General features: G+C 42.2%; 26 protein-coding genes. 23 read left to right on the top strand and 3 right to left on the bottom strand.

The window, feature by feature from the left end; genetic code table 11:
* The 10 genes from G8O30_RS15175 (at position 1) to G8O30_RS15220 (ending at position 10,844) form a co-directional block, all read left to right on the top strand.
* Positions 1–339 carry a DMT family transporter gene (locus tag G8O30_RS15175; RefSeq protein ID WP_239672857.1) on the top strand — a complete coding sequence of 113 codons (339 nt, stop codon included), beginning with the start codon at positions 1–3 and terminating at the stop codon, positions 337–339.
* The gene (locus tag G8O30_RS15180) at positions 339–653 is read left to right on the top strand and encodes a DMT family transporter (protein ID WP_239672858.1); all 315 of its coding nucleotides are present in this window, start codon (positions 339–341) and stop codon (positions 651–653) included. Before G8O30_RS15175 ends, G8O30_RS15180 begins: the two co-directional genes overlap by 1 nt.
* 135 nt (positions 654–788) lie before the next feature.
* On the top strand, positions 789–1,859 hold the full coding sequence (locus G8O30_RS15185; protein WP_239672859.1) for a D-alanine--D-alanine ligase: 1,071 nt from the start codon (positions 789–791) through the stop codon (positions 1,857–1,859).
* Positions 1,860–1,912: 53 nt separating this feature from the next.
* On the top strand, positions 1,913–3,289 hold the full coding sequence (locus tag G8O30_RS15190; protein WP_239672860.1) for a UDP-N-acetylmuramoyl-tripeptide--D-alanyl-D-alanine ligase: 1,377 nt from the start codon (positions 1,913–1,915) through the stop codon (positions 3,287–3,289).
* A gap of 21 nt (positions 3,290–3,310) precedes the next feature.
* On the top strand, positions 3,311–4,009 hold the full coding sequence (locus tag G8O30_RS15195; protein ID WP_239672861.1) for an alpha/beta hydrolase: 699 nt from the start codon (positions 3,311–3,313) through the stop codon (positions 4,007–4,009).
* A gap of 1,072 nt (positions 4,010–5,081) precedes the next feature.
* On the top strand, positions 5,082–6,599 hold the full coding sequence (gene cshA, locus G8O30_RS15200) for a degradosome RNA helicase CshA (RefSeq protein WP_239672862.1): 1,518 nt from the start codon (positions 5,082–5,084) through the stop codon (positions 6,597–6,599).
* A gap of 503 nt (positions 6,600–7,102) precedes the next feature.
* Positions 7,103–8,065, top strand: a complete 963-nt coding sequence (uvsE, locus tag G8O30_RS15205; protein WP_239672863.1) for a UV DNA damage repair endonuclease UvsE — start codon at positions 7,103–7,105, stop codon at positions 8,063–8,065.
* Positions 8,066–8,111: 46 nt separating this feature from the next.
* Positions 8,112–8,594 (top strand): PH domain-containing protein, encoded by a 483-nt coding sequence (locus tag G8O30_RS15210; protein WP_239672864.1) that lies wholly within the window; start codon positions 8,112–8,114, stop codon positions 8,592–8,594.
* Complete coding sequence (locus G8O30_RS15215; protein WP_239672865.1) at positions 8,587–10,041, top strand: PH domain-containing protein; 1,455 nt, start codon at positions 8,587–8,589, stop codon at positions 10,039–10,041. The genes G8O30_RS15210 and G8O30_RS15215 overlap by 8 nt, the downstream gene beginning before the upstream one ends.
* A gap of 89 nt (positions 10,042–10,130) precedes the next feature.
* Positions 10,131–10,844, top strand: a complete 714-nt coding sequence (locus tag G8O30_RS15220) for an SDR family NAD(P)-dependent oxidoreductase (RefSeq protein ID WP_239672866.1) — start codon at positions 10,131–10,133, stop codon at positions 10,842–10,844.
* A 13-nt stretch (positions 10,845–10,857) separates the two neighbouring features.
* On the opposite strand, the gene G8O30_RS15225 is transcribed toward G8O30_RS15220, so the two are convergent.
* Both G8O30_RS15225 and G8O30_RS15230 read right to left on the bottom strand, forming a co-directional pair.
* On the bottom strand, positions 10,858–11,007 hold the full coding sequence (locus G8O30_RS15225) for a hypothetical protein (protein WP_239672867.1): 150 nt from the start codon (positions 11,005–11,007) through the stop codon (positions 10,858–10,860).
* 56 nt (positions 11,008–11,063) lie between these two features.
* Positions 11,064–11,666 (bottom strand): rhomboid family intramembrane serine protease, encoded by a 603-nt coding sequence (locus G8O30_RS15230; protein ID WP_239672868.1) that lies wholly within the window; start codon positions 11,664–11,666, stop codon positions 11,064–11,066.
* Positions 11,667–11,711: 45 nt separating this feature from the next.
* Here G8O30_RS15230 and acpS point away from each other — a divergent pair, with 45 nt between their 5' ends.
* The 5 genes from acpS (at position 11,712) to G8O30_RS15255 (ending at position 15,388) form a co-directional block, all read left to right on the top strand.
* Complete coding sequence (acpS, locus tag G8O30_RS15235) at positions 11,712–12,101, top strand: holo-ACP synthase (RefSeq protein WP_239672869.1); 390 nt, start codon at positions 11,712–11,714, stop codon at positions 12,099–12,101.
* Positions 12,102–12,380: 279 nt separating this feature from the next.
* Positions 12,381–13,397: a LolA family protein gene (locus tag G8O30_RS15240; RefSeq protein WP_239672870.1), complete on the top strand. Its 1,017-nt coding sequence runs from the start codon at positions 12,381–12,383 to the stop codon at positions 13,395–13,397.
* 59 nt (positions 13,398–13,456) lie between these two features.
* A complete protein-coding gene (gene alr, locus G8O30_RS15245; protein WP_239672871.1) occupies positions 13,457–14,620 on the top strand; it encodes an alanine racemase in 1,164 nt (387 codons plus the stop codon).
* 131 nt (positions 14,621–14,751) lie between these two features.
* Entirely contained in the window at positions 14,752–15,033 is a 282-nt protein-coding gene (locus G8O30_RS15250) for a CopG family ribbon-helix-helix protein (RefSeq protein WP_239672872.1), read from the top strand.
* Between the two features lie 4 nt (positions 15,034–15,037).
* On the top strand, positions 15,038–15,388 hold the full coding sequence (locus tag G8O30_RS15255; protein WP_239674578.1) for a type II toxin-antitoxin system PemK/MazF family toxin: 351 nt from the start codon (positions 15,038–15,040) through the stop codon (positions 15,386–15,388).
* A 9-nt stretch (positions 15,389–15,397) separates the two neighbouring features.
* Here the strand turns inward: G8O30_RS15255 and G8O30_RS15260 are convergent, their stop codons facing one another.
* The gene (locus G8O30_RS15260; RefSeq protein WP_239672873.1) at positions 15,398–16,249 is read right to left on the bottom strand and encodes a hypothetical protein; all 852 of its coding nucleotides are present in this window, start codon (positions 16,247–16,249) and stop codon (positions 15,398–15,400) included.
* Positions 16,250–16,389: 140 nt separating this feature from the next.
* On the opposite strand from G8O30_RS15260, the gene G8O30_RS15265 reads away from it, so the two are divergent.
* From G8O30_RS15265 to G8O30_RS15300, 8 genes are all read left to right on the top strand, one after another.
* Positions 16,390–17,208, top strand: a complete 819-nt coding sequence (locus G8O30_RS15265) for an STAS domain-containing protein (protein ID WP_239672874.1) — start codon at positions 16,390–16,392, stop codon at positions 17,206–17,208.
* Positions 17,205–17,561: an STAS domain-containing protein gene (locus G8O30_RS15270; protein ID WP_239672875.1), complete on the top strand. Its 357-nt coding sequence runs from the start codon at positions 17,205–17,207 to the stop codon at positions 17,559–17,561. Before G8O30_RS15265 ends, G8O30_RS15270 begins: the two co-directional genes overlap by 4 nt.
* 4 nt (positions 17,562–17,565) lie before the next feature.
* Positions 17,566–17,967, top strand: a complete 402-nt coding sequence (locus G8O30_RS15275; RefSeq protein ID WP_239672876.1) for an anti-sigma regulatory factor — start codon at positions 17,566–17,568, stop codon at positions 17,965–17,967.
* 11 nt (positions 17,968–17,978) lie between these two features.
* Positions 17,979–18,983, top strand: coding sequence for a PP2C family protein-serine/threonine phosphatase (locus tag G8O30_RS15280; RefSeq protein WP_239672877.1), 1,005 nt, complete (start codon positions 17,979–17,981; stop codon positions 18,981–18,983).
* 63 nt (positions 18,984–19,046) lie between these two features.
* A complete protein-coding gene (locus G8O30_RS15285; protein ID WP_239672878.1) occupies positions 19,047–19,376 on the top strand; it encodes an anti-sigma factor antagonist in 330 nt (109 codons plus the stop codon).
* Positions 19,373–19,849: an anti-sigma B factor RsbW gene (rsbW, locus tag G8O30_RS15290; protein ID WP_239672879.1), complete on the top strand. Its 477-nt coding sequence runs from the start codon at positions 19,373–19,375 to the stop codon at positions 19,847–19,849. The genes G8O30_RS15285 and rsbW overlap by 4 nt, the downstream gene beginning before the upstream one ends.
* Positions 19,821–20,603, top strand: a complete 783-nt coding sequence (gene sigB, locus G8O30_RS15295; RefSeq protein ID WP_239672880.1) for an RNA polymerase sigma factor SigB — start codon at positions 19,821–19,823, stop codon at positions 20,601–20,603. Before rsbW ends, sigB begins: the two co-directional genes overlap by 29 nt.
* 6 nt (positions 20,604–20,609) lie before the next feature.
* Positions 20,610–21,215, top strand: a complete 606-nt coding sequence (locus G8O30_RS15300) for a PP2C family serine/threonine-protein phosphatase (RefSeq protein WP_239672881.1) — start codon at positions 20,610–20,612, stop codon at positions 21,213–21,215.
* Positions 21,216–21,311 lie beyond the last annotated feature (96 nt).

Here is a 21,311-nt window from a genome sequence, read left to right on the forward strand (position 1 = left end):
ATGGCTTGGTTTTATTTGATTCTAGGCGGAATCGTAGAAGTGGTGTGGGCGACAGGCTTAAAATTATCAGAAGGATTTACTCGTCCTGGCATGACTGCTGTTACGTTAGTAGCTATCATAGTTAGTTTTTACTTTTTCGCAAAGGCACTTAAATTGTTATCTATTGGTACGGCTTATGCAGTGTTCACAGGAATAGGCGCAGCTGGGTCAGCGGTTGTTGGTATTTTATATTTTCAAGAATCGTTCTCGTTCTTCAAACTCTTCTTTTTACTAGTGTTGATTGCAGGCATAATCGGCTTAAAGCTAGTAGACGGGGATAAAGAGGAGGCGAAATCATAATGGCATGGATGTATTTAATTTTGGCAGGACTATTTGAAGTTGGACTTGTAACGTTTATGAAGTTATCGGATGGATTTACCAAAAAGATTTATTTGGTTTTAACACTTGCTTCTGGACTAACTAGCTTCTTTTTATTATCAAAAGCACTTGAGTCCATCCCACTTGGTTTAGGATATGGGATTTGGACTGGAATAGGAGCAGCTGGTGGCGTTATATTTGGGATGATCTTTTTTGGGGAGAAAAAAGACTGGCGCAAAATCCTTTTTGTCAGCATGATTATTGTTGGTGTAATGGGCTTAAAGATGGCTGGATAAGTGCCAGTAAAAACAGTGCAAAAGAAAGTGGACGAAATGCCTTGCATATAGTATTGTAACGGATTAGGTAGGTCGCTGATATCCTAGTAAAAACATGATAAAATAGACAGTGATAATCATATGGAGGAGTAGACAATGAAAACATCCTTATATTTAGTATATGGCGGAAAATCCGCAGAACATGAAGTGTCCTTACAAACAGCTAAAGCGGTAATTTCCGCTGTAGATAAAGCAAAATACGATATAACACCGATATACATTACTTCTAAAGGCGAGTGGGTTCGTGGTCCCCAGATTGATGGACCAGTGGACGATGTGAAAAAGCTTCAGTTTTCAAACGAGCAGGCTACTTTATCTGCTCTTTCTATTTTCCAAGATACAGATCAAGCAGACCAACCAACCGTTGTATTCCCGTTATTACACGGACCAAACGGAGAAGATGGTACCGTGCAAGGAATGCTAGAACTATTAAACGTTCCTTACGTTGGAAATGGCGTACTAGCATCAGCAGCTGGTATGGATAAAATTGTAATGAAAAATCTATTTGCTCAAGCTGGATTAGAGCAAGTGAACTACGTTGCGACCACAAAGCATGAGTGGAAAGAAAACCAAACAGCTATAATAGAAGAGATGGAGAATCACCTAGGCTATCCTTGTTTCGTCAAACCTGCTAACCTTGGTTCTAGCGTAGGAATCAGCAAAGCTTCTAACCGAGAAGGGCTAATAGCGGCAATGAACGAAGCGTTAAAATTTGACCGTCGTATTATCGTTGAACAAGGTGTCGTTGCTCGTGAAATAGAAGTGGGAGTATTAGGTAACGAGAAGCCAGCGTGTTCTGTCGTGGGTGAAATTGTACCGACGAAAGATTTCTATGACTACAAAGCGAAGTATGTAGATGGCGATACAGCAATGATTATCCCAGCTCAACTATCAGAAGAAATCGTGAAAGAAGTTAAAGAAAAAGCAATCGTGGCATATAAAGCTCTAGACTGCGCGGGCTTAGTGCGTGCTGATTTCTTTTTAACAGAAGATGGGCAAATTGTCATCAACGAAGTAAACACAATGCCTGGATTTACTCCATTCAGTATGTTCCCATTATTATGGAAACACGCAGGTGTAGAATATCCAGACTTAATCGAGAAGTTGGTATCGTTAGCTCTTTCTCGCTATGAAGAAAAACAACAAATTCAACACACAATGGAATAATAATGAAGAAGTGAGGAGCAGTCCTCGCTTCTTTTTAAAAGGAGGTCATTCTTTTGAAAAAAACAATTAGAGACTTAGTAGCACTACTGCCATTCTCTCACACAGTACATAACGCACAAGACCGTTTAGACGAAGTGATTGACCATGTGACAATAGATTCTCGAACTGCGAGAGAAGGAAGTCTATTTGTTCCACTACCTGGTGCAAACGTGGATGGGCATGAATTTGTTGCACCTTCTTTTGATAAAGGTGTAACAGCTTCATTTTGGAAAAAAGGGACAGACGGCATGCCTTCTAACGGTGTCATTATTGAAGTGGAAGATCCAGAAATCGCTCTTCAACAACTCTCAAAAGCGTATCGGGATAGCCTTACTTTAAAAGTCGTAGCAATTACGGGGAGTAACGGAAAAACTACGACGAAAGATATGATTGCGAGTGTGTTGGGAGTAAAAGCAAAAGTACAGAAAACAAAAGGGAATTACAACAACCATCTAGGTGTCCCTTTAACATTACTAGACTTAGAAGAAGACACGGATATCTCGATCGTTGAGATGGGCATGAGTGCAAGAGGAGAAATTCGCTTCTTAACAAAGCTTGCGAGACCAGACTTTGCCGTTGTGACAAATATTGGAGAATCGCACATGCAAGAATTAGGTTCAAGACATGGGATTTCTGAAGCTAAATTAGAAATTGCAGAAGGCTTAGACACTAGTGGAACGTTATTTTTATGTGGGGACGAACCACTTTTAACAAGGCATATGGATGATCCGCGCGAATATGCTGTGAAAACATTCGGAAGAAAAACGGAGAATGACTTGCATTCTTCTGCAGAAGAGATGACTACAACGGGTACTTCTTTCCAAGTGAATGGCTATGAAAGTAGATTCCACATGCCGGTGCTAGGACAACACAACGTATCGAACGCATTAGCAGCGATTTCTATAGCGAAAGAGTTAGGGTATGAGGAAAGTGAGATCCAAGGTGGATTAGCAGCCATTGAGTTAACGCCTATGCGTATGCAACTGGTAAACGGTAAGCGTGGTGTTACCATTTTAAACGATGCGTACAATGCTAGTGCTACATCCATGAAAGCGGCCATCGAATTTTTAGCAGCCTTCCCATTAGAAGATGGCAGAAAAATCGTGGTCTTAGCGGATGCTTTAGAGCTAGGAGATCAAGAAAAAGAGCTGCATTTGGACGTTGGTCGCTCTATTCCAATGGATGAAGTGGACGTAGTTGTCACATTTGGTGAACTAGGTGGTTGGATTGCAAAAGGTGCAGCGGAGCAAGCAGCAGAGCGTGTGCATCATTTTGAAGACAAGAAAGCGGCACAAGCCTTTTTAGAAGAGACGGTGACAGCTGGAGATTTTCTATTAATTAAAGGTTCTCGAGGCATGAAAGTCGAAGAAACGATTCAATTTCTTTTATAAAAAGTAAGGAGTGTGCACAACGTGTCAGTAGGACTTCTTTGTATCCACGGCTTTACAGGCGGTCCCTTTGAAGTGGAGCCGCTCGCAACCTATTTAAGTGATAAGACAGATTGGGATATCTCGGTAATAACCTTAGAAGGCCACTCAGAAAACGGCGTCAGCGACCAAGTTTCAGCAGAAGCTTGGGTAAAGCAGGTAAACGATGCGTACGATGAACTAGCTAGTAAGCACGACCAAGTAGCGGTAGTTGGCTTTTCCATGGGTGGATTACTGGCGATTGAGTTAGCATCAAAGAAAGATGTGCAAGCTCTGGTACTACTGAGTGCGGCGGCAAGATATGTCTCGCCAATCGAGTTTGGTAGAGACGCCATAGGTCTAGTAAAAGCAAGAAAAGAAGGTACATTGCAAGAAAACGAGTTTTACAGAAGAATGCGAGAAAAAGTAGGGCAAACGCCATCGAAGGCCACATTAGCTTTCATGAAAATGGTCCGACTGGCAAGACCATGCTACTCCTGTGTAGAAGCGCCAACCTTTATCGCCCAGGGGAAGCGGGACCCAGTAGTAGATCCGTCCAGTGCAATCTATTTAGCAAAAAAGATAGCGTCGGAGGAAAAGGAATTGTTCCTAGACGAAGAAGCAAAGCACGTCATCTGTTTATCGCCGAACAGGGATGTATTGTTTGAAAGAGTGGAAAAGTTTTTGCATCAGCATTTAGCGTGAAGATAGAAGGGGGAAAAGTCAGGTGCCTTGAGGTGCTTGGCTTTTTTTGGATGTAGATAGTGTTGAAGTGGGCGTTGGATGGCGGCTAAAGGGCTTAAGCCGGCATGAAAAAGGAGAGCGTCGGGCGATAAAGGGCTTAAGTCGCCATGAGAAAGGAGTGCCTCGGGCGACAAAAGGCTTAAGTCGCCATTGGAAAGGAGAGCCTCGGGCGACAAAGGGCTTAAGACGCCATGAGAAAGGAGTGCGTCGGGCGATAAAGGGCTTAAGTCGCCATGAGAAAGGAATGCGTAGGGCGACAAAGGGTTTAAGTCGCCATGGGAAAGGAGAGCCTCGGGCGACAAAAGGCTTAAGTCGCCATGGGAAAGGAGAGCCTCGGGCGACAAAGGGCTTAAGTCGCCATCGGAAAGAAGTACTTCAGGCGACAAAAGCGCTTAAGCCGCAGGTGGAAGGCACCAGAACCAGCGGCAAGTCGGCGAAGCCGCTAAGAAGTGAGGCTGCCCGTGTGTACAAAAGCGCTTAAGCCGCAGGAAGCAAGCACAGCAACCACCGGCAAATCACCCAAGCCATGATGTTATGGAATCTCAGCTCCGTAAATAAAGATCTTCACCCAACCGCAAGTTCACTCCCCTCTCACCAATCCCAAACAAACGTCTAAACCGCTCACAAACTTTCCTAAAAGAAAAAACAAGAAAAAAACACATATGTCAGTAAACCCTTATTTTACCTAACAAAAAAGTTGTCTTTCCTGGAATAGTAATCGTTTACATTTCCTTTTTAGTGTAGTTGTCAGATTGAAAAGGAAGATGTTTAGTGGTAACATAGCAATATCATCGTCCCATAGTATTGATTATGAAACTCTTCCGCAAGGAGAGGTTATTTTTTTGTTCACAACATTCAATGTACACTAGGGATATTTTTGTGGATAATGAATTAAGATAAGTTACGTTCAATATGTGATGGACCTTTAATTGCGACGGATAAAAAAACGCAACATTGCTGAAGGGTTGCAACTGTAAATATAGATAACGGTGGAACGGTTGATATAAAACGTTTTAAAGGAGAATGAGAACCATTGACTAAGTTTTCAGAGTTAGGTTTAAGCGAACTGACATTAAAGTCAGTTTTAAAAATGGGTTTTGAAGAAGCAACACCAATCCAAGCAGGTACAATTCCTGTAAGTTTAGAAGGTAGAGACGTAATTGGTCAAGCACAGACTGGTACTGGTAAAACGGCTGCTTTCGGTATTCCTTTGATTGAGAAAATCGATGTAAACAACCCTAATATTCAAGGTGTAATTATCGCACCTACACGTGAGTTAGCGATTCAGGTTTCTGAAGAGCTTTACAAGCTTGGTTACCATAAACGCGCTCGTGTACTTTCTGTTTACGGTGGAGCGGACATCGGACGTCAAATTCGCTCTCTTAAAAAGAACCCTCAAATCGTTGTGGGTACGCCAGGTCGTTTACTTGATCACATTAACCGTCGTACGCTGAAATTAAAAGACGTGCACACGTTAATTCTTGATGAAGCAGATGAAATGTTAAACATGGGATTCATTGAAGATATTGAAAGCATTCTTTCTAATATCCCTGAAACAAAACAAACACTTCTTTTCTCAGCTACAATGCCAGATCCGATTCGTCGTATTGCAGAGCGCTTCATGACAAATCCTGAGATCATCAAAGTAAAAGCGAAAGAAATGACAGTGGAAAACATTGAGCAATTCTTCGTAAAAGCTGCAGAGCGTGAGAAGTTTGATATCTTAGCTCGTCTTTTAGATACACAATCTCCAGAACTAGCTATCATCTTCGGTCGTACAAAGCGCCGTGTTGATGAGTTAGCTCGTGCGTTAAATATCCGTGGTTACGCTGCAGAAGGTATTCATGGTGACTTAACACAGGCTCGTCGTATGACAGTTCTGAAGAAGTTTAAAGAAGGTAAAATTGATGTCCTTGTAGCAACAGACGTAGCTGCTCGTGGTCTTGATATCTCTGGTGTAACACACGTTTACAACTATGATATCCCTCAAGATCCTGAAAGTTATGTTCACCGTATCGGACGTACTGGTCGTGCGGGTAAACAAGGTATGGCAATGACTTTTGTAACTCCACGCGAAATGGGTTACCTACGTATCGTAGAAAACACTACGAAAAAGCGTATGTCTCCACTGAAGCCACCGAGTGCGGATGAAGCGGTAGAAGTTCAACAAAAGCTAGCTTTAGAAAAAATTAGAGAGCAACTTGCAGAAGGTAATGTTCAAGATTACCTACCATTTGCTCAACAATTAATCAGCGAGGAAGATCCAGCACAAGTAGTTGCAGCTGTAATCAAGCTTATGACGAAAGAGCCAGATCAAACTCCTGTTGATATCACACCAGAAGACAATCTACCAATGAAACGTTTCAATAAAGGAAACGGTGGTGGAGGTCGCGGTGGCGATCGTAACCGTCGTGGCGGAGACCGTAAAGGCTCTGGCAAGCCTTATAACAAAGGTGGCCGCGGAGGACGCGATAGCCGTGATGGCGATCGCAAGCGTCGTCAAGGTGAAGGTGGCGGAAGAAAGCCACGTTCTAACAGCTACTCTTCTTAATATAGTGGAAAAGGCAAATCTGTTTTATTGCAGATTTGCCTTTTTTTGTTACGTGACCAGTAACAACTCCGTGTTGGCCACGTGATGTGGCGGGATCTTAACGGAGTCTCCATTTAAAGGGATGACGGTCGTGAAAGAAGTGGGTAGAGCAAACTGAGGACCGCCAGAATCGTGAGACGGTCGTGAAAGAAGTGGGTAGAGCAAACTGAGGACCGCCAGCAGCGTGAGACGGTCGTGAAAGAAGTGGGTGGAGCAAACTGAGGACCAGCAGAAGCGTGAGAAGGTTGTGAAATCAGTGGATGTAGCAAACTGAGGACCACCAGTAGCCCGAGACGGTCGTGAAAGAACTGGGTAAAGTAAACAGAAAACCGCCAGAAGAAAGAGACAGCCTTCAAAATAAAATACAAACCGAAAAGACAACCACCACAACCTCAAAAATCTTTTATACTACATTCCCCTCACGAAACTCATACTATAACCATCACAATAAAGGATGTGTCGACATGATTGTTCGTTTAGGATACGTTGCGATGAGTAAGGAGTTGGTGGGAGCATCTCCTTCTCAAACGATGACATATAAACAATATCAGCAAATTGCAGATGAGGAGGCGGCTAGAAGAAAGTTAGAACGGATAGCGAAAAAGAATATTCAAAACTGCATAAGATTGCTGCGCCATAATGTAGCAAACGGCATTCAATTCTTTCGCTTGAGCTCTAGGCTCATCCCGCTTGCGAATCACCCCGGACTTCCAGATTGGAATTACCTCCGCCCAATCAAAGACGACCTAAAGGAACTTGGAAACCTGAGTAGAGAACATAATATGCGCATTGATTTCCACCCTGATCATTTCATCGTCTTTACGACTTCGGATAAAGACATCTTCAAAAGCTCTGCAGAAAGCTTGACGATGCACAAAAAGTTACTCGAAGCTATGGAGATACCTCTTGATCACCGTTGCGTACTTCATGTTGGGGGAAGTTACGCGGATAAAGAAAAAACACTTGAGCGGTACATACACAACTTCGGCTTGTTACCAAGAGATTTACAACGAATGATTATGCTAGAAAACGATGATACAACATATAACGTAGAAGACGCATTATATTTATGTGAGAAGTTAGGACTTCCGCTCGTATTTGATTTACATCACCATATGGTGTACCACGAGAACGAAGATTGGTTTCAGCACTGGGATCGAATGGTGGATACGTGGAAATTCTCTGAACTGCCGTTAAAGATTCACATGTCTAGTCCCCGTTCAGAAAAAGACCCTCGCGCACATGCTGACTTAGTGGATGCAGAAGTCTTCTGGGCCTTTATCCAAAAGATAAAAGGTTCGGTCAAACAAGTCGACTGCATGATCGAAGCGAAAGACAAAGATCTCGCTCTTTTTGCACTTTGCGATGAACTAAAAAAGAAAGAAGGCATTGAATGGGTAACACCAGCTGTTTTTCAGGTAAAATGAAACTCTAGTCACAACCCAAACGTATAGTTGGGAGAGGGGGATGAACATGCTTTCAATACCTAGAGAAAAAATTAGTCAAAAGGCATTAACCGTTTGGAGAATTTATGGAGCGCTTTTTACGTTAGCTTCACTTATTCCGGTAGGAGTATCAGTGTATTTCGTGTTTTGGGCAGAGAAAATCTCTGTATGGTTCTTTATTGGTGCTCTTGCACTTGCACTTGTAGTAGCATTCTTCACGATCTACGCTATACCAACTTTGCGCTACAAACGTTGGCGGTACGAGATTAGAGGAGAAGACCTTCTAATTCAACAAGGATTATTTATTAAAACGCAAACCCTAATTCCGCTAATTCGCGTACAACATGTAGACACGATGCAAGGGCCGATTTTACGAAAGTTTCACTTAGCGTCTGTAGAGATATCTACAGCAGCAACTCAGCATGAGATTCCGGCATTAGAGGAAGCAGAAGCAGAAACATTGCGCCAATGGATTTCCAATTGGATCAAGACGGAGAATCGAAATGAGTAAACAACGTCTTCATCCAATTTCCGCAGTTTATTTAAGTCTAAAGAACTTAAAAGAGTTAATCGTTCCTATCCTAATTGGTTTCTTTGCAGGGAACACTGGTGGTCCACCAGGAATCTTTGGAATTGTCGTGAATTACATATGGTTAGCTATTTTTATTTACATTCTAATATCAGGGATTATTCAATGGAAACGATTTGTCTACTGGGTAGAAGAGGATGAGCTTCGTATCGAACACGGTCTTTTCGTGAAGAAAAAACGCTATATCCCGGTGGAAAGAATACAAAGTTTAGATGAAACGGAAGGACTCCTTCACAGATCTTTCGGATTAGTACTTGTAAAAGTGGAGACCGCATCTTCTGGAGGAGCTATTGCCAATAAAGCAGAGGCTGAATTAACAGCTATTACTCGAGAGCAAGCAAAGCAATTAAAAAAAGAGCTTATGAGGCGAAAAGAGAAAATCGAGGAAGAGTCCGAAGTAGAAGTAGAAGTAGAAGTACCGAAACCGAAGCCTTTCTTTGTGATGAATCCGCAAGAACTATTCATCATGGCATCTACGTCGGGTGGAATTGGAATCGTCATTGCGACGGTATTTGCATTTCTCTCTCAATTTGAAGAGTTGATACCATACGAAGTGGTATACGAACGAATAGGAGGGATTATCCAATCGGCAACCTTGCTTATCAGTATTCTAGTGTTGTTTGGATTGTTTAGTGCCTGGGCCGCCTCTGTCGTCATCACCATGTTTCGTTATGCTAACTACCGTGTCACACAGGTGGATCGAGATCTCATTATTGAAAGTGGTCTGCTAGAAAAGAAACAGTGGACGATTCCAATGGACCGAATTCAAGCGATTCGTATGGTGAAAAGTCCGATACGAGCACCGTTTGGGTTTGTAACGGTTATTTTGGAGAGTGCAGGTAATGTGAAAATGGATTCGCTAATGCCAGGTTTCGCGCTCTTTCCGATTGTTAAAGAAAAGCAAGCGGTGGAACTAGTGAGACACCTATTTCCACAGGTGTCACTGGACACACAAGTACAATCGTTGCCGAAAGAAGTGCGAATTCGCTACATCATCCGTATGGTGTTGTTGACTCTTATCCCAATCATTGTGGCGGTAAGTATTCTTCAGTGGCAAGGATTATGGACATTAATTCTCGTTCCATTTGCGGTTTTTCTTGGGTTTAAACAATATGAGTCTGCAGGAAGTTACATTGGTGAGGGTGATATTATTGTGCGTTTCCGAGGTGTTCAAGAGCATACGTTATGGACAATTCGTAAACGCGTCCAATCCATGAAAGTGGTGCAGTCTATTTTTCAGAAAAGAGCAGATGTCACACATCTACAGCTCTTCGTGAAATCTGGTATGGCTGCATCTCGTGGAGTAGTGAGAGACCTTTCTTCAGATAGGGCGAAAGAAATGTTAGAGTGGTACGTACCGAAAAAATAAACGAAACCATTCGGGGAGATAAGCTCTCTGAATGGTTTCTTTTTTGTTTAATAGGCTATAGTAGTAAAAAAGATAAAAAGGGGATTCATATGCCAAAAACGATTTTAATAACTGGTGGAACCAACGGAATTGGTAGAGGATTGGTCAATTATTTTCTAGAAAAGGGTTGGAACGTAGCGGCTGCAGACATCCAGCACCAAAGTGATATAAAAGAGAGTAATCATTACTTGTTTATCCAAACAGACGTAAGAAAACAAAAGCAAATAGCTCATTTTATAGAGGAAGCGGAGAAGAAGTTTGGGCAAATCGATGTCCTGGTTAATAATGCTGGTGTTTCTCGCTTCACACCTCTAGAAGATATGACGGAGGAAGAGTGGAACGACGTGCTGCAGACAAATTTGAGCAGTGTATTTTTTGGATCGCAAGAAGTCGCGAAAAAGATGAAAGGTCACGGCGGAGCGATTATAAACATTGCTTCGACGAGAGCGTCTATGTCGGAACCAAACTCGGAGGCATATGCGGCAACGAAAGGCGGGATTGTTGCGTTAACGCATGCACTAGCAGCATCCCTTGCCGATGACAAGATTACGGTCAATGCTATTTCACCTGGATGGATTGAAACGGGAGACTACAGTCAATTACGAGATATCGACCATGAGCAACATTTGTCTAAACGAGTAGGAAAGCCTGTGGATATTGCAAAAGCAGTGGAATATTTAGCGGATAAGGAAAATAACTTTGTGAACGGTATTAATTTAACGGTGGACGGTGGAATGACAAGAAAGATGATCTATGAGCATTAAAAAACTCAAGTGACTAGTCACTTGAGTTCTTTTTATCTGGCACAGGGTCTACACGATGAGCACTTTCGACATCCAAAGGTTTACGAATGGCTAAGATAAACCCAATCGCACCAGCGAAAATTAAAAGAGATGCAAATGAAACAACCAATACACCACCAAGCATGAAGATCCCCTCCTAGTCCAACTTATGCTAGAAGGAGCAATTGGCATGACGGTTTCTTAGTAAAAATGTAATTTGTTTCGTTGAATCCAGAAATATCCGAATGCAAGTCCAATAATACACCCACCAACGTGCGCAATAATGTTTATTTGTGGTTGAATAAACGTCATAATGAAACCAAGTGCTAAAATTGGTAGAACCGTCTGAGAAGAGTGGCGCGGAATTAAGTGTTTAGCAAAAAGAATGACGGCTAAGTAGACGCCTAATAAACCATAGATGGCTCCACTAGATCCAACGTGCGTATACATAGGACCCTCAGCGAAAAACGTCATGACATTGGCAATAATTCCTGTGCCTAAGTAAGTGAGAATAAAACGTCCTTTACCAAGTGCTCTCTCTAAAGGCGGAGCGAAGATGACTAGTGAAAATGTGTTGAAAATAAAGTGTCCGAAACCGCTGTGAAGGAAGATCGGAGTGATTAATCTCCACCATTCTCCTAGTTCAATGTAAAGGTTTGTCCCTGCAAACATTCGAAACATCCAAGGATTTTCTAGAAAAGGAATATCGGTTAAAAGAAACGTAATAACATGGACGATGACGATGGCAGTTACTACCGGGTACCATCTGGTAAACTCATTTAATCGTTCATTTCGAATAAACATGGCAAAACCTCCTAATATAAATAATAGTATGAAAGGACAAGGGAAATGATTATTGGCTTAGGAATAGATATGACAGAAATAGATCGTATGGAATCATTACTTACAAGAAAACCTTCTTTTATCGATAGAATACTTACACCAAAGGAAAAAGAGATGATGCCAACTACTACTAATAGAAGAAGAGCAGAATGGGTAGCAGGTCGATTCGCTGCAAAAGAAGCATACTCTAAAGCACTGGGAACCGGCATCGGTGAGCATTGTTCTTTTCAAGATATCGAAATAACCAAACTACCATCAGGTAAGCCGGAGATAACAGGTCCGCATCCAGAAAGCCAGGTAGCACACGTATCTATTACTCATAGTCTACACTATGCGATGGCGCAAGTGATAATAGAAGAGCGTAAGGGGTGCGTTAAGCCGCGGCAGGAAACTTGAGAAGCCTGAGGAGGTAGCTCTCCAACCACCGGAGGGCTTATGGAGTTTCCCGAGCGGTTGCACCCCTGAAGCTTGCCAAGATAGAAGAGCGTAAGGGGTGCGTTAAGCCGCGGCAGAAATTAATCATCTGTTTAACATTTTTAAAAAATCTTGTCCCTTTTAGAATATCACGAAAGGTTGTCTCATATATTCATATTGCGAGAGTGAGACAAGGTGTGTACGCCACATGCTTCGTTTCAAGCAACGTGATACGAGACCAAAAAAAGGGGTTGGACACAGATGAAAAAATGGTTAGTTATGGCTTTTTCGCTAATTTTAGTTCTAGCATTAGCAGCGTGTGGCCAAAAGACACAGGCGGATGTACAGAAAGACCTTACAGAAAAAGTAACAGAGATGAAAGGGTATAAAGCAACTGCGACAATGACTCTTCAAATGGGAGAAGAAGCGCAGACATATGAAGTAGAAGTATGGCATAACTCTCCATCTTACTATCGCGTACACCTGAAAAACGATGCGAAACAACAAAGCCAAATGATCTTAAAAAATGATGAAGGTGTTTTTGTTTTAACACCAACATTAAACAAAAGCTTTAAATTCCAAAGCGAGTGGCCAGAAAACAGCTCTCAAGCATATCTTCTAGAATCTCTAGTTAAAGATATCACAGAAGATGCAGAAGCAACGTTCAAGCCAACAGAAGAAGCGTATGCTTTCGAAACGAAAACTCGCTATCAACATAACAAGATGCTACCTACACAAACAATTACTTTCAATAAAAAAGATCTAAGCCCACAATCAGTTGTGGTAATGGACACAGACCGAAACGAAGTAGTGAAAGTGGAATTCTCGAAGTTCGAGTGGGACGCAAAGTTTGAAGAAGGCGACTTCGACATGCAAAAGAACATGACAGGTGCTCAATTAGAAAACATGCCAGTAACAGCAACGCCTGAAGAAGAGTTTGCGGTGAAATATCCTACAGCTGAAATTGCTGGTGTAACATTAATTGAGGAAAAAACAGTGAAAACTGAAAACGGCGAGCGCGTAGTATTGACGTACGGTGGAGATGAGAAATCATATACAGTTGTACAAGAGCGTTCAGAAGTAGTAGCTACATCTTCTTTTGCACCAACAAACATGAATGGTGAAGTAGTAGATCTTGGATTCACAGTTGCTGCAGTAACAGATCGTTCTATCACTTGGACGTATGACGGAGTAGACTACATGGTAGCTTCTACAAACCTAACGCCTGATGAGATGGTAATGATTGCTCGCTCTGTTCAAGGTCACATGGTAAAATAATAAAAGTAGGCTCCTAGGGGAGCCTACTTTTATTATGGAAAAGAAAGAAGGATCTAGCCATGGAGCAGAAAAACAATCTTTTTTACCGAGATACGTGGGTAGATATAGACCTTACACAAATAGAACAAAATATCATTTCAATAAAAAATACATTGCCTAAAGGGAAAGAGATTTTTGCGGTGGTTAAGGCAAACGGTTACGGGCATGGTGCGGTAGAAGTAGCAGAGAGTGCTATCCGAAGTGGAGTGGGTGGCTTAGCGGTTGCTTTTATTGATGAAGCTTTAGTGCTTCGAAACGGGGGAATTACTCACCCAATTTTGGTGCTTGGTGCCTCGAGACCGCAAGACGTTCCTTTAGCACAAAAGAATAAATTAACGTTAACTGTTTTTAGGCAAGATTGGTTGGTGGAAGCGGAAGGATGGTTGGATTCATCCATCCCGGTAAAAGTTCATGTGAAAATCGATACCGGAATGGCACGTCTTGGCGTCCGAACGATGGAAGAATTCTTGGCGATGACGGATTGGATTGAAAGTCATAAAGGTATCGAGTTAGATGGTGTGTTTACGCACTTTGCGAAAGCGGATGAAGACGATCAATCATTTATGTTAGAACAACGGGATAAATTTGTACAGTATGTAGAGGCGTTGCCTAAAAAGCCGAAATACATTCATCATTCTAACAGTGGAGCTACGATTAAAATTCCAGACGACCCTACGAACATGGTACGAGTAGGCATTGCGATGTATGGTTTGCTTCCATCTGAAGAAATGAAGAACGAAATGCCAGCAGGTGTAGCAGAAAGTTTCTCCTTACATTCTCGTTTAATTCATGTAAAAAAAGTGGAAGCGGGTGAACCAGTCAGTTATGGCTCAACGTATCACACGAAGGAAGCGGCATGGATAGGAACCATCCCTATCGGCTACGCAGACGGTTGGTTACGTCGTCTACAAGGTGCTGACGTGTTAGTGGGTGGTGTGAGGTGTGAGATTGTTGGAAGAATTTGCATGGATCAATGTATGATTTTGTTACCGACAGAATATCCTTTAGGGACACAAGTTACCTTGGTTGGAAAACAAGGAACCGAGCAAATTAGCATGGGAGAAGTCGCTGCGAAGTCCGAGACAATACAATACGAGATTCCGTGTATTATCTCCTCCCGAGTTCCAAGGCGTTATTTTAGAGAGGGAAAAGATACGAAAGTCATCAACCCTTTACTAAAATAAGGTATAAAGACCATGTCAAATGGAGGATAATAGGGAAAGAATGCGGAAAGGTTCTTTTCACCCCAACTTTATCATGGTATGATAGAGGAGGTATAAAGAATCGGTTTGTAGCGATGGTGGAGGTGTCATTTGTGTCTGAATCTAGCGCAAAAACGGAAGTGCTTATTCAATTACCGCAACATTTCTTAGCCGAATTGGATGGTTTTGCGGAGCAAGAAAACGTCAATCGTAGTGAGTTTATTTATCGTGCTGCGAAGGTATATCTTCGAGAGAGAAAAAAGCGTCAAATCCGTGAAACGATGAGACGAGGATATATGGAAATGGCGAAAATTAACTTGGAGATTGCTTCTGAAGCACTTCAAGCGGAGTTCGAAGCAGAACATACTGTTGAACGCTTAGTAAGCGGAGGGTAAAACTCTGATGGTGAAGCGTGGTGACGTGTATTTTGCAGATCTATCGCCTGTTGTTGGCTCCGAGCAAGGTGGCGTCCGGCCGGTTTTGGTCATCCAGAACGACATCGGGAATCGGTTTAGTCCGACTGTTATCGTAGCTGCAATCACCGCACAAATCCAAAAAGCAAAGTTACCTACACATGTCGAAATCGATGCGAAACGTTATAAGTTTGAACGTGACTCGGTAATCCTATTGGAGCAAATTCGAACCATTGACAAACAGCGTCTGACGGACAAAATCACACATCTCGACGACGAGATGATGGAGCGCGTAGACGAAGCTCTGCAAATAAGTGTTGGGCTCATAGAATTTTAAGCAAACGTCTTATTCATAAGACGTTTTTTCTTTTTGTACGTGACCAAGGTGCAGCTTCGGCTGGAAAGTGTGCAGACTCGGGTCAGAAAGTGAGCAGAAGACAGAGATAGTGTGCAGACTCGACCGGAAAGTGAGCAGAAATCGGAAAAAGTGTGCAGACTCGGCCGGAAAGTGAGCAGACTCGGCCGGAAAGTGAGCAGAAGTGGGGAAAAATGTGCAGATCCGGCCGAAAAGTGAGCAGAAGTCGGGAAAAGCGACCAAACTTCGGCGAAAGTGACCGAACTTCGGCGAATGCGACCAAACTTCGGCGAAAGCGACCAAACTCCGGCGAAAGCGACCGAACTTCGGGAAAAGCGACCAAACTCGGGCGAAAGCGACCGAACTTCGGGAAAAGCGACCAACCTCCGGCGAAAGCGACCGAACTTCGGGAAAAGCGACCGAATCTCGGCGAAAGCGACCAAACTCCGGCGAAAGCGACCGAACTTCGGGAAAAGCGACCAACCTCCGGCGAAAGCGACCGAACTTCGGGAAAAGCGACCAAACTCGCACGAAAGCGACCAAACTTCGGCGAAAGCGACCAAACTCCGGCGAAAGCGACCGAACTTCGGCGAAAGCGACCGAACTTCGGGAAAAGCGACCAAACTTCGGCGAAAGCGACCGAACTTCGGGAAAAGCGACCGAACTTCGGCGAAAGCGACCGAACTTCGGCGAAAGCGACCGAACTTCGGGAAAAGCGACCAAACTTCGGCGAAAGCGACCGAACTTCGGGAAAAGCGACCAAACATCGGCAAAAGCGACCGAACTTCGAGAAAAGCGACCAACTTCCCGCAAAAGCGACCAAACTACGACAAAATCACCCAATTCCCAGCAAAAACACCCCAAAACCAATCTCCACCACTACTGGAACAGACTCATAGTAGGATTTAAATACAAAAATTGATAAGATAGAACAAAATATGTCTAAAAATACATTCTTATAATTGGAAGGAGTACATGCTGGGATGTACCTACAAGTTGCAAAATATATAACAGAACATAAAGAAACGTTTATGAACGAGTGGATTGATAAAATGAAAGTAGTTGGAGATGGGCGAGTGGTACAAGCTGCCTCAGACCAACTTTTCTATAAAACAAGTGTGGAATTTATTGATCTAGTGGTACTGCATTTAACAGACTCAGACGATTTTAACGTCCGTCTCGATGACTTTGCAGAAAGAGTTGTTCGAATTGGTTGGCCAGTAACGTTTGTCATCACTGGTCTACAAACGCTTGGCAAATTAACGTACACAGAAATGAAAAAAGAAGTACCGACACTTGATTACCTCGATAAATTTGAAACATGGATGACACCGATGGTTAACCAAATTATCCAACGTTATGACGAGGCGTGGGAACGAACGGTTTCCCTGCAAAAAATTGCACTCCAAGAACTAACGGCACCAGTAATCCCGGTGTTTGATCGAATATCGGTCATGCCTCTAGTGGGAACAATTGACACAGAACGTGCAAGACTAATTATGGAAAACCTTTTAAATGGGATTGTGAAACATCGATCAGAGGTAGTATTAATTGATATCACAGGTGTCCCGGTAGTCGATACGATGGTCGCGCATCATATTATCCAAGCTGCGAGCGCCGTTAGACTTGTCGGATGTAAATGTATGTTAGTCGGAATTCGCCCGGAAATCGCACAAACAATGGTGACACTAGGCATTAATTTATCGGATATTACAACAACAAGTAACTTGCGAAAAGGAATTGCGAAAGCATTACAATACACAGATCGTAAAATCGTGGATGTAATGGAGGATGGAAGATGAAGATACCTATTTTAAAACTAAAAGACTGCTTACTAATTTCTATCCAAACGGAACTTGATGACGCGACAGCGATAGAATTTCAAGAAGATCTTTTAAATAAAATTCACGAAACAAGCGCAAAAGGAGTTGTGATTGATGTTACCTCTGTAGATGTTATCGATTCTTTTATTGCAAAAGTACTCGGCGATGTGATCTCCATGTCTGGATTGATGGGTGCGAAAGTGGTGTTAACTGGCATCCAACCAGCTGTCGCTATAACATTGATTGAACTTGGTATTTACTTAGACAACGTTCTAACAGCACTAGATTTAGAAAAAGGCTTAGAGAAATTACATTTGGAATTGGGGGAGTAACCGCATGGAAATGCGATCCTGCGTGAAAATCATGAACGAGTGGGATATTGTTGCGGCTCGCCAACTAGGCCGAAATGTAGCGAAAGAACTTGGGTTTGGTACGGTTGACCAAGCTAGGATTACCACTGCAATTAGTGAGTTAGCTAGAAACATCTATTTATATGCAGAAGATGGACAAATTTGTATTCAAAAACTAGAGCAAGCCACCAAAAAAGGAATGATGGTTGCTTCTATAGATAAAGGTCCTGGAATTGGTGACTTGCGAAAAGTCATGGAAGATGGGTTTACCACTTCCGGAGGCCTAGGAGCCGGATTACCTGGAGTTCGTCGACTGATGGATGAGTTCTCTATTGAATCGGATCTTGGAAAGGGAACGACGATCCAGGCGACCAAATGGCTTCGCTAGGAGGAGAAAACATGGACTTTAAAGAGTCAATGCAAGCGATGTACGCCGAAATGGTAAAGCGATATATGGAACAACCGAGTGAAAATGGGCTATACGATGGGCAGAAGTTTAGCCGTCAATCTATCGAGCACCAAATCTCTCCGGAAGAAATCATCTCTATTCATAAACAGATTCTACAAGAATCCGGAGTATCAGGCCACGTTATAAACTCATTTGATATATTGCTAGAAGTTATGATGGGGTACGGTCTTGCATATCAAGAACACCAAAGCTTACGTTCAAAGCAAAAAGAACTTCGATCGGAGCTAGAAGTAGCTGCAAATATGCAGCAATCTCTTTTGCAAAGCCACATTCCAAATGTAAAAGGTCTAGACCTTGGTGTCATTAGCGTTCCTGCCAAACAAATGAGCGGAGATTACTATCATTTTATAGAAGATGGTAACGGTGCATTGGGTATTGCAGTGGCAGATATTATTGGAAAGGGTATTCCTGCTGCACTTTGCATGTCTATGATTAAATACGCGATGGACAGTATACCAGACGACCGTCATTCTCCGGCCTATATTTTACAAAGTTTAAATAGAGTAGTAGAGCAAAATGTTGATAGTCATATGTTTATCTCAATGATTTATGGATTGTATAATCAAAAAATGGAAACTTTCCTTTACGCATCTGCAGGTCATGAGCCAGGGTTTTATTACCATGCGGAAGAAGATGAATTTCACGATTTAACTGCTAAAGGTCTCTTGCTAGGGGTAAATAAACGAGTTCGTTATGAGACGTACTCAAAGAAACTCGAAGCTGGAGACATGATTATTCTTTTCTCCGATGGTGTAACCGAATGTCGTACAGACGATGGATTCCTAGAGCGTGAAGATGTGATTCACTACATCCGTAAGTACTTCCACCTGCCTGCGCAGGAACTAGTAAATCACATATATAAAGATTTAGAGAAACTACAAGACTTCGAACTTCGTGATGACTTTACATTGATTGTTATGAAAAAAGAAGAATAGGTTTGAAGCGAAACAGTATGGGGTAAAAAGAACTAGATACCGAAACTATACGAGGTGGAAACGATGAACTTTTCGTTAACAATAAATAAAGAAGAGACTGCATTAACTGTGTTTATTTCTGGTGAGGTAGATGTCTACACAGCTCCTCAAGTAAAAGATACTGTAGAAAAAAATTGGACGAAAGAATTGGATTTAACAATAGATTTACACAATGTTAGTTACATGGATAGTACTGGTCTAGGGGTATTAGTCGGTGCATTTAAACAAGTAACTGCTACCAATAAGAAGTTTCAATTAGTTGGTGTGTCAGATAGGATTGAACGTTTATTTTCCATTACAGGCTTAGCAGACATCATGGACATTAAACCATCAGCAAAGGGTGAAGAGAGATGAGTGAGACTTACGATTACATTGAAATGAAGATACCTGCGAAACCAGAGCATGTAGGTGTTGTTCGATTGACGTTATCGGGTATAGCAAGTCGAATGGGTTTCTCTTACGAAGCTATTGAAGATATTAAAGTGTCTGTCAGTGAAGCGATCACTAACGCCGTTCAACACGCCTATTCTAATCATGTTGGAGATGTGCAAATTGGCTTTGCGCTCCACACAGATAAACTAGAGGTAATGGTTACAGATCATGGAGAAAGCTTTAACTTCCAACAAGCTAGGATGGAAACAGGCCCTTATCAAGGAGATGAACAGGTGGACAATCTTCGCGAAGGAGGATTGGGACTGTATTTGATTGAAAGCTTGATGGATGATGTAAAAGTACTTCAACATGATGGTGTAACGGTATTTATGACGAAGTACCTCGAGAAAGAGCAGGTGGACAGAGATGTCAAACCAATCTCAACCACAGATTGAGGATAAGAAGAGATATGTCCTCGAACTGATTAAAGAAGTACAAGAGCATCAAACAGAACAAGCACAGCATGAACTAGTGATTCATTATACTCCTTTAGTAGTTTCTATTGCTCGTAAATATGGACAAGGTAAGTACTATGCGGAAGACTTGAAGCAAGTTGGAATGCTTGGATTATTAGGGGCAATTAAGCGATATGACGTCACCATGGGGAAATCATTTGAGTCTTTTGCCATCCCTACTATCATGGGTGAAATCAAACGTTTCTTACGGGATAAAACATGGAGTGTACACGTCCCTCGTCGTATTAAAGAAATAGGTCCAAAAATTAAATCAGCGGTAGAGAATCTCACGACAATCTTACAGCGCTCTCCGCAAATTAAAGAAATTGCAGAGTACCTAGAAGCAACAGAAGAAGAAATACTAGAAGCCATGGAAATGGGCCAAAGCTATCACGCTTTATCCATGGATCATTCTATTGATGCGGATGATGAAGGTGGATCAGTTACGCTACTAGACATCGTAGGGAAAAACGATGATGACTTTGAAAAAGTAGACCAACGAATGGTGTTAGAAAGAGTACTTCATGTTTTAACAGAAAGAGAGAGAGAAGTTATCCAACTGACGTTTTTAGATCAACTTAGCCAGAAAGAAACGGGAGAAAAACTAAATATTTCTCAAATGCACGTTTCAAGGTTGCAACGAAAAGCCATCCAAAAACTGCAACAAGCTATACAAGCTGAGAAGGGAAGTTAGTCGCTTTTGACTAGAACGAAGTCTACCTATGTATCTGGGCCCGCACATATATATGCTCATCAACAGAATAAATTGGGACAGATGCAATGTGGAGATCGGTACGCTATTATTACTAGAACTAACTTCTCTCTTTTTGTGATCGCGGATGGACTAGGAAGCGGCCCGGGAGCTGCAGAGTCTTCTAGGACTGTTATTGATGTTATCAAAGGCAATGCAGATATTCCTTTAGACCAACTGGTGAAAGAGTGCAATCATCACTTGCTTTACAAAAGAGGGGCTGCATTGGCAATTATGAAACTTTGGCATGACTCCAAACGAGTAGAATATGTATCAATCGGGAACGTTCGGTTGTATATTTATCCGACTACCGGCAAAGTTATCTATCCTTTATCGACAACAGGTTATTTGTCGGGACGACCGTTTCCATATAAAGTTCACACAATGGTGTTAGACGAAGGGACTAGATTCCTTCTCTATTCAGATGGTTTTCAGTTTCCGTCTTCCAAGCTAGTCACGGAATCTCCGTTATCATTTGAAATCACTGTTAATGACCTATTTACTCGCTATGCAACAGAGAAAGATGATGCCACTCTTTTAGCAGGTATTATGTAAAGCTATCCATTACACAATGGGTGGCTTTTTCATTGCGCTTAGGAAGTCCCACCTAATCTATGATAAACTGAAAGACAAGGAAATCGATTGAATAGA

The organism is Mangrovibacillus cuniculi (assembly GCF_015482585.1).
GTDB classification, from domain to species: Bacteria; Bacillota; Bacilli; order Bacillales; family R1DC41; genus Mangrovibacillus; species Mangrovibacillus cuniculi.

What these genes read in the sequence shown, in the direction of transcription:
- G8O30_RS15175 (WP_239672857.1), top strand. Translation starts at nt 1, where the DNA reads ATGGCTTGGTTTTATTTGATTCTAGGCGGAATCGTAGAAGTGGTGTGG.
- G8O30_RS15180 (WP_239672858.1), top strand. Translation starts at nt 339, where the DNA reads ATGGCATGGATGTATTTAATTTTGGCAGGACTATTTGAAGTTGGACTT.
- G8O30_RS15185 (WP_239672859.1), top strand. Translation starts at nt 789, where the DNA reads ATGAAAACATCCTTATATTTAGTATATGGCGGAAAATCCGCAGAACAT.
- uvsE (WP_239672863.1), top strand. Translation starts at nt 7,103, where the DNA reads ATGATTGTTCGTTTAGGATACGTTGCGATGAGTAAGGAGTTGGTGGGA.
- G8O30_RS15210 (WP_239672864.1), top strand. Translation starts at nt 8,112, where the DNA reads ATGCTTTCAATACCTAGAGAAAAAATTAGTCAAAAGGCATTAACCGTT.
- G8O30_RS15215 (WP_239672865.1), top strand. Translation starts at nt 8,587, where the DNA reads ATGAGTAAACAACGTCTTCATCCAATTTCCGCAGTTTATTTAAGTCTA.
- G8O30_RS15220 (WP_239672866.1), top strand. Translation starts at nt 10,131, where the DNA reads ATGCCAAAAACGATTTTAATAACTGGTGGAACCAACGGAATTGGTAGA.
- G8O30_RS15225 (WP_239672867.1), bottom strand. Translation starts at nt 11,007, where the DNA reads ATGCTTGGTGGTGTATTGGTTGTTTCATTTGCATCTCTTTTAATTTTC.
- G8O30_RS15230 (WP_239672868.1), bottom strand. Translation starts at nt 11,666, where the DNA reads ATGTTTATTCGAAATGAACGATTAAATGAGTTTACCAGATGGTACCCG.
- acpS (WP_239672869.1), top strand. Translation starts at nt 11,712, where the DNA reads ATGATTATTGGCTTAGGAATAGATATGACAGAAATAGATCGTATGGAA.
- G8O30_RS15240 (WP_239672870.1), top strand. Translation starts at nt 12,381, where the DNA reads ATGAAAAAATGGTTAGTTATGGCTTTTTCGCTAATTTTAGTTCTAGCA.
- alr (WP_239672871.1), top strand. Translation starts at nt 13,457, where the DNA reads ATGGAGCAGAAAAACAATCTTTTTTACCGAGATACGTGGGTAGATATA.
- G8O30_RS15265 (WP_239672874.1), top strand. Translation starts at nt 16,390, where the DNA reads ATGTACCTACAAGTTGCAAAATATATAACAGAACATAAAGAAACGTTT.
- G8O30_RS15270 (WP_239672875.1), top strand. Translation starts at nt 17,205, where the DNA reads ATGAAGATACCTATTTTAAAACTAAAAGACTGCTTACTAATTTCTATC.
- G8O30_RS15275 (WP_239672876.1), top strand. Translation starts at nt 17,566, where the DNA reads ATGGAAATGCGATCCTGCGTGAAAATCATGAACGAGTGGGATATTGTT.
- G8O30_RS15280 (WP_239672877.1), top strand. Translation starts at nt 17,979, where the DNA reads ATGGACTTTAAAGAGTCAATGCAAGCGATGTACGCCGAAATGGTAAAG.
- G8O30_RS15285 (WP_239672878.1), top strand. Translation starts at nt 19,047, where the DNA reads ATGAACTTTTCGTTAACAATAAATAAAGAAGAGACTGCATTAACTGTG.
- rsbW (WP_239672879.1), top strand. Translation starts at nt 19,373, where the DNA reads ATGAGTGAGACTTACGATTACATTGAAATGAAGATACCTGCGAAACCA.
- sigB (WP_239672880.1), top strand. Translation starts at nt 19,821, where the DNA reads ATGTCAAACCAATCTCAACCACAGATTGAGGATAAGAAGAGATATGTC.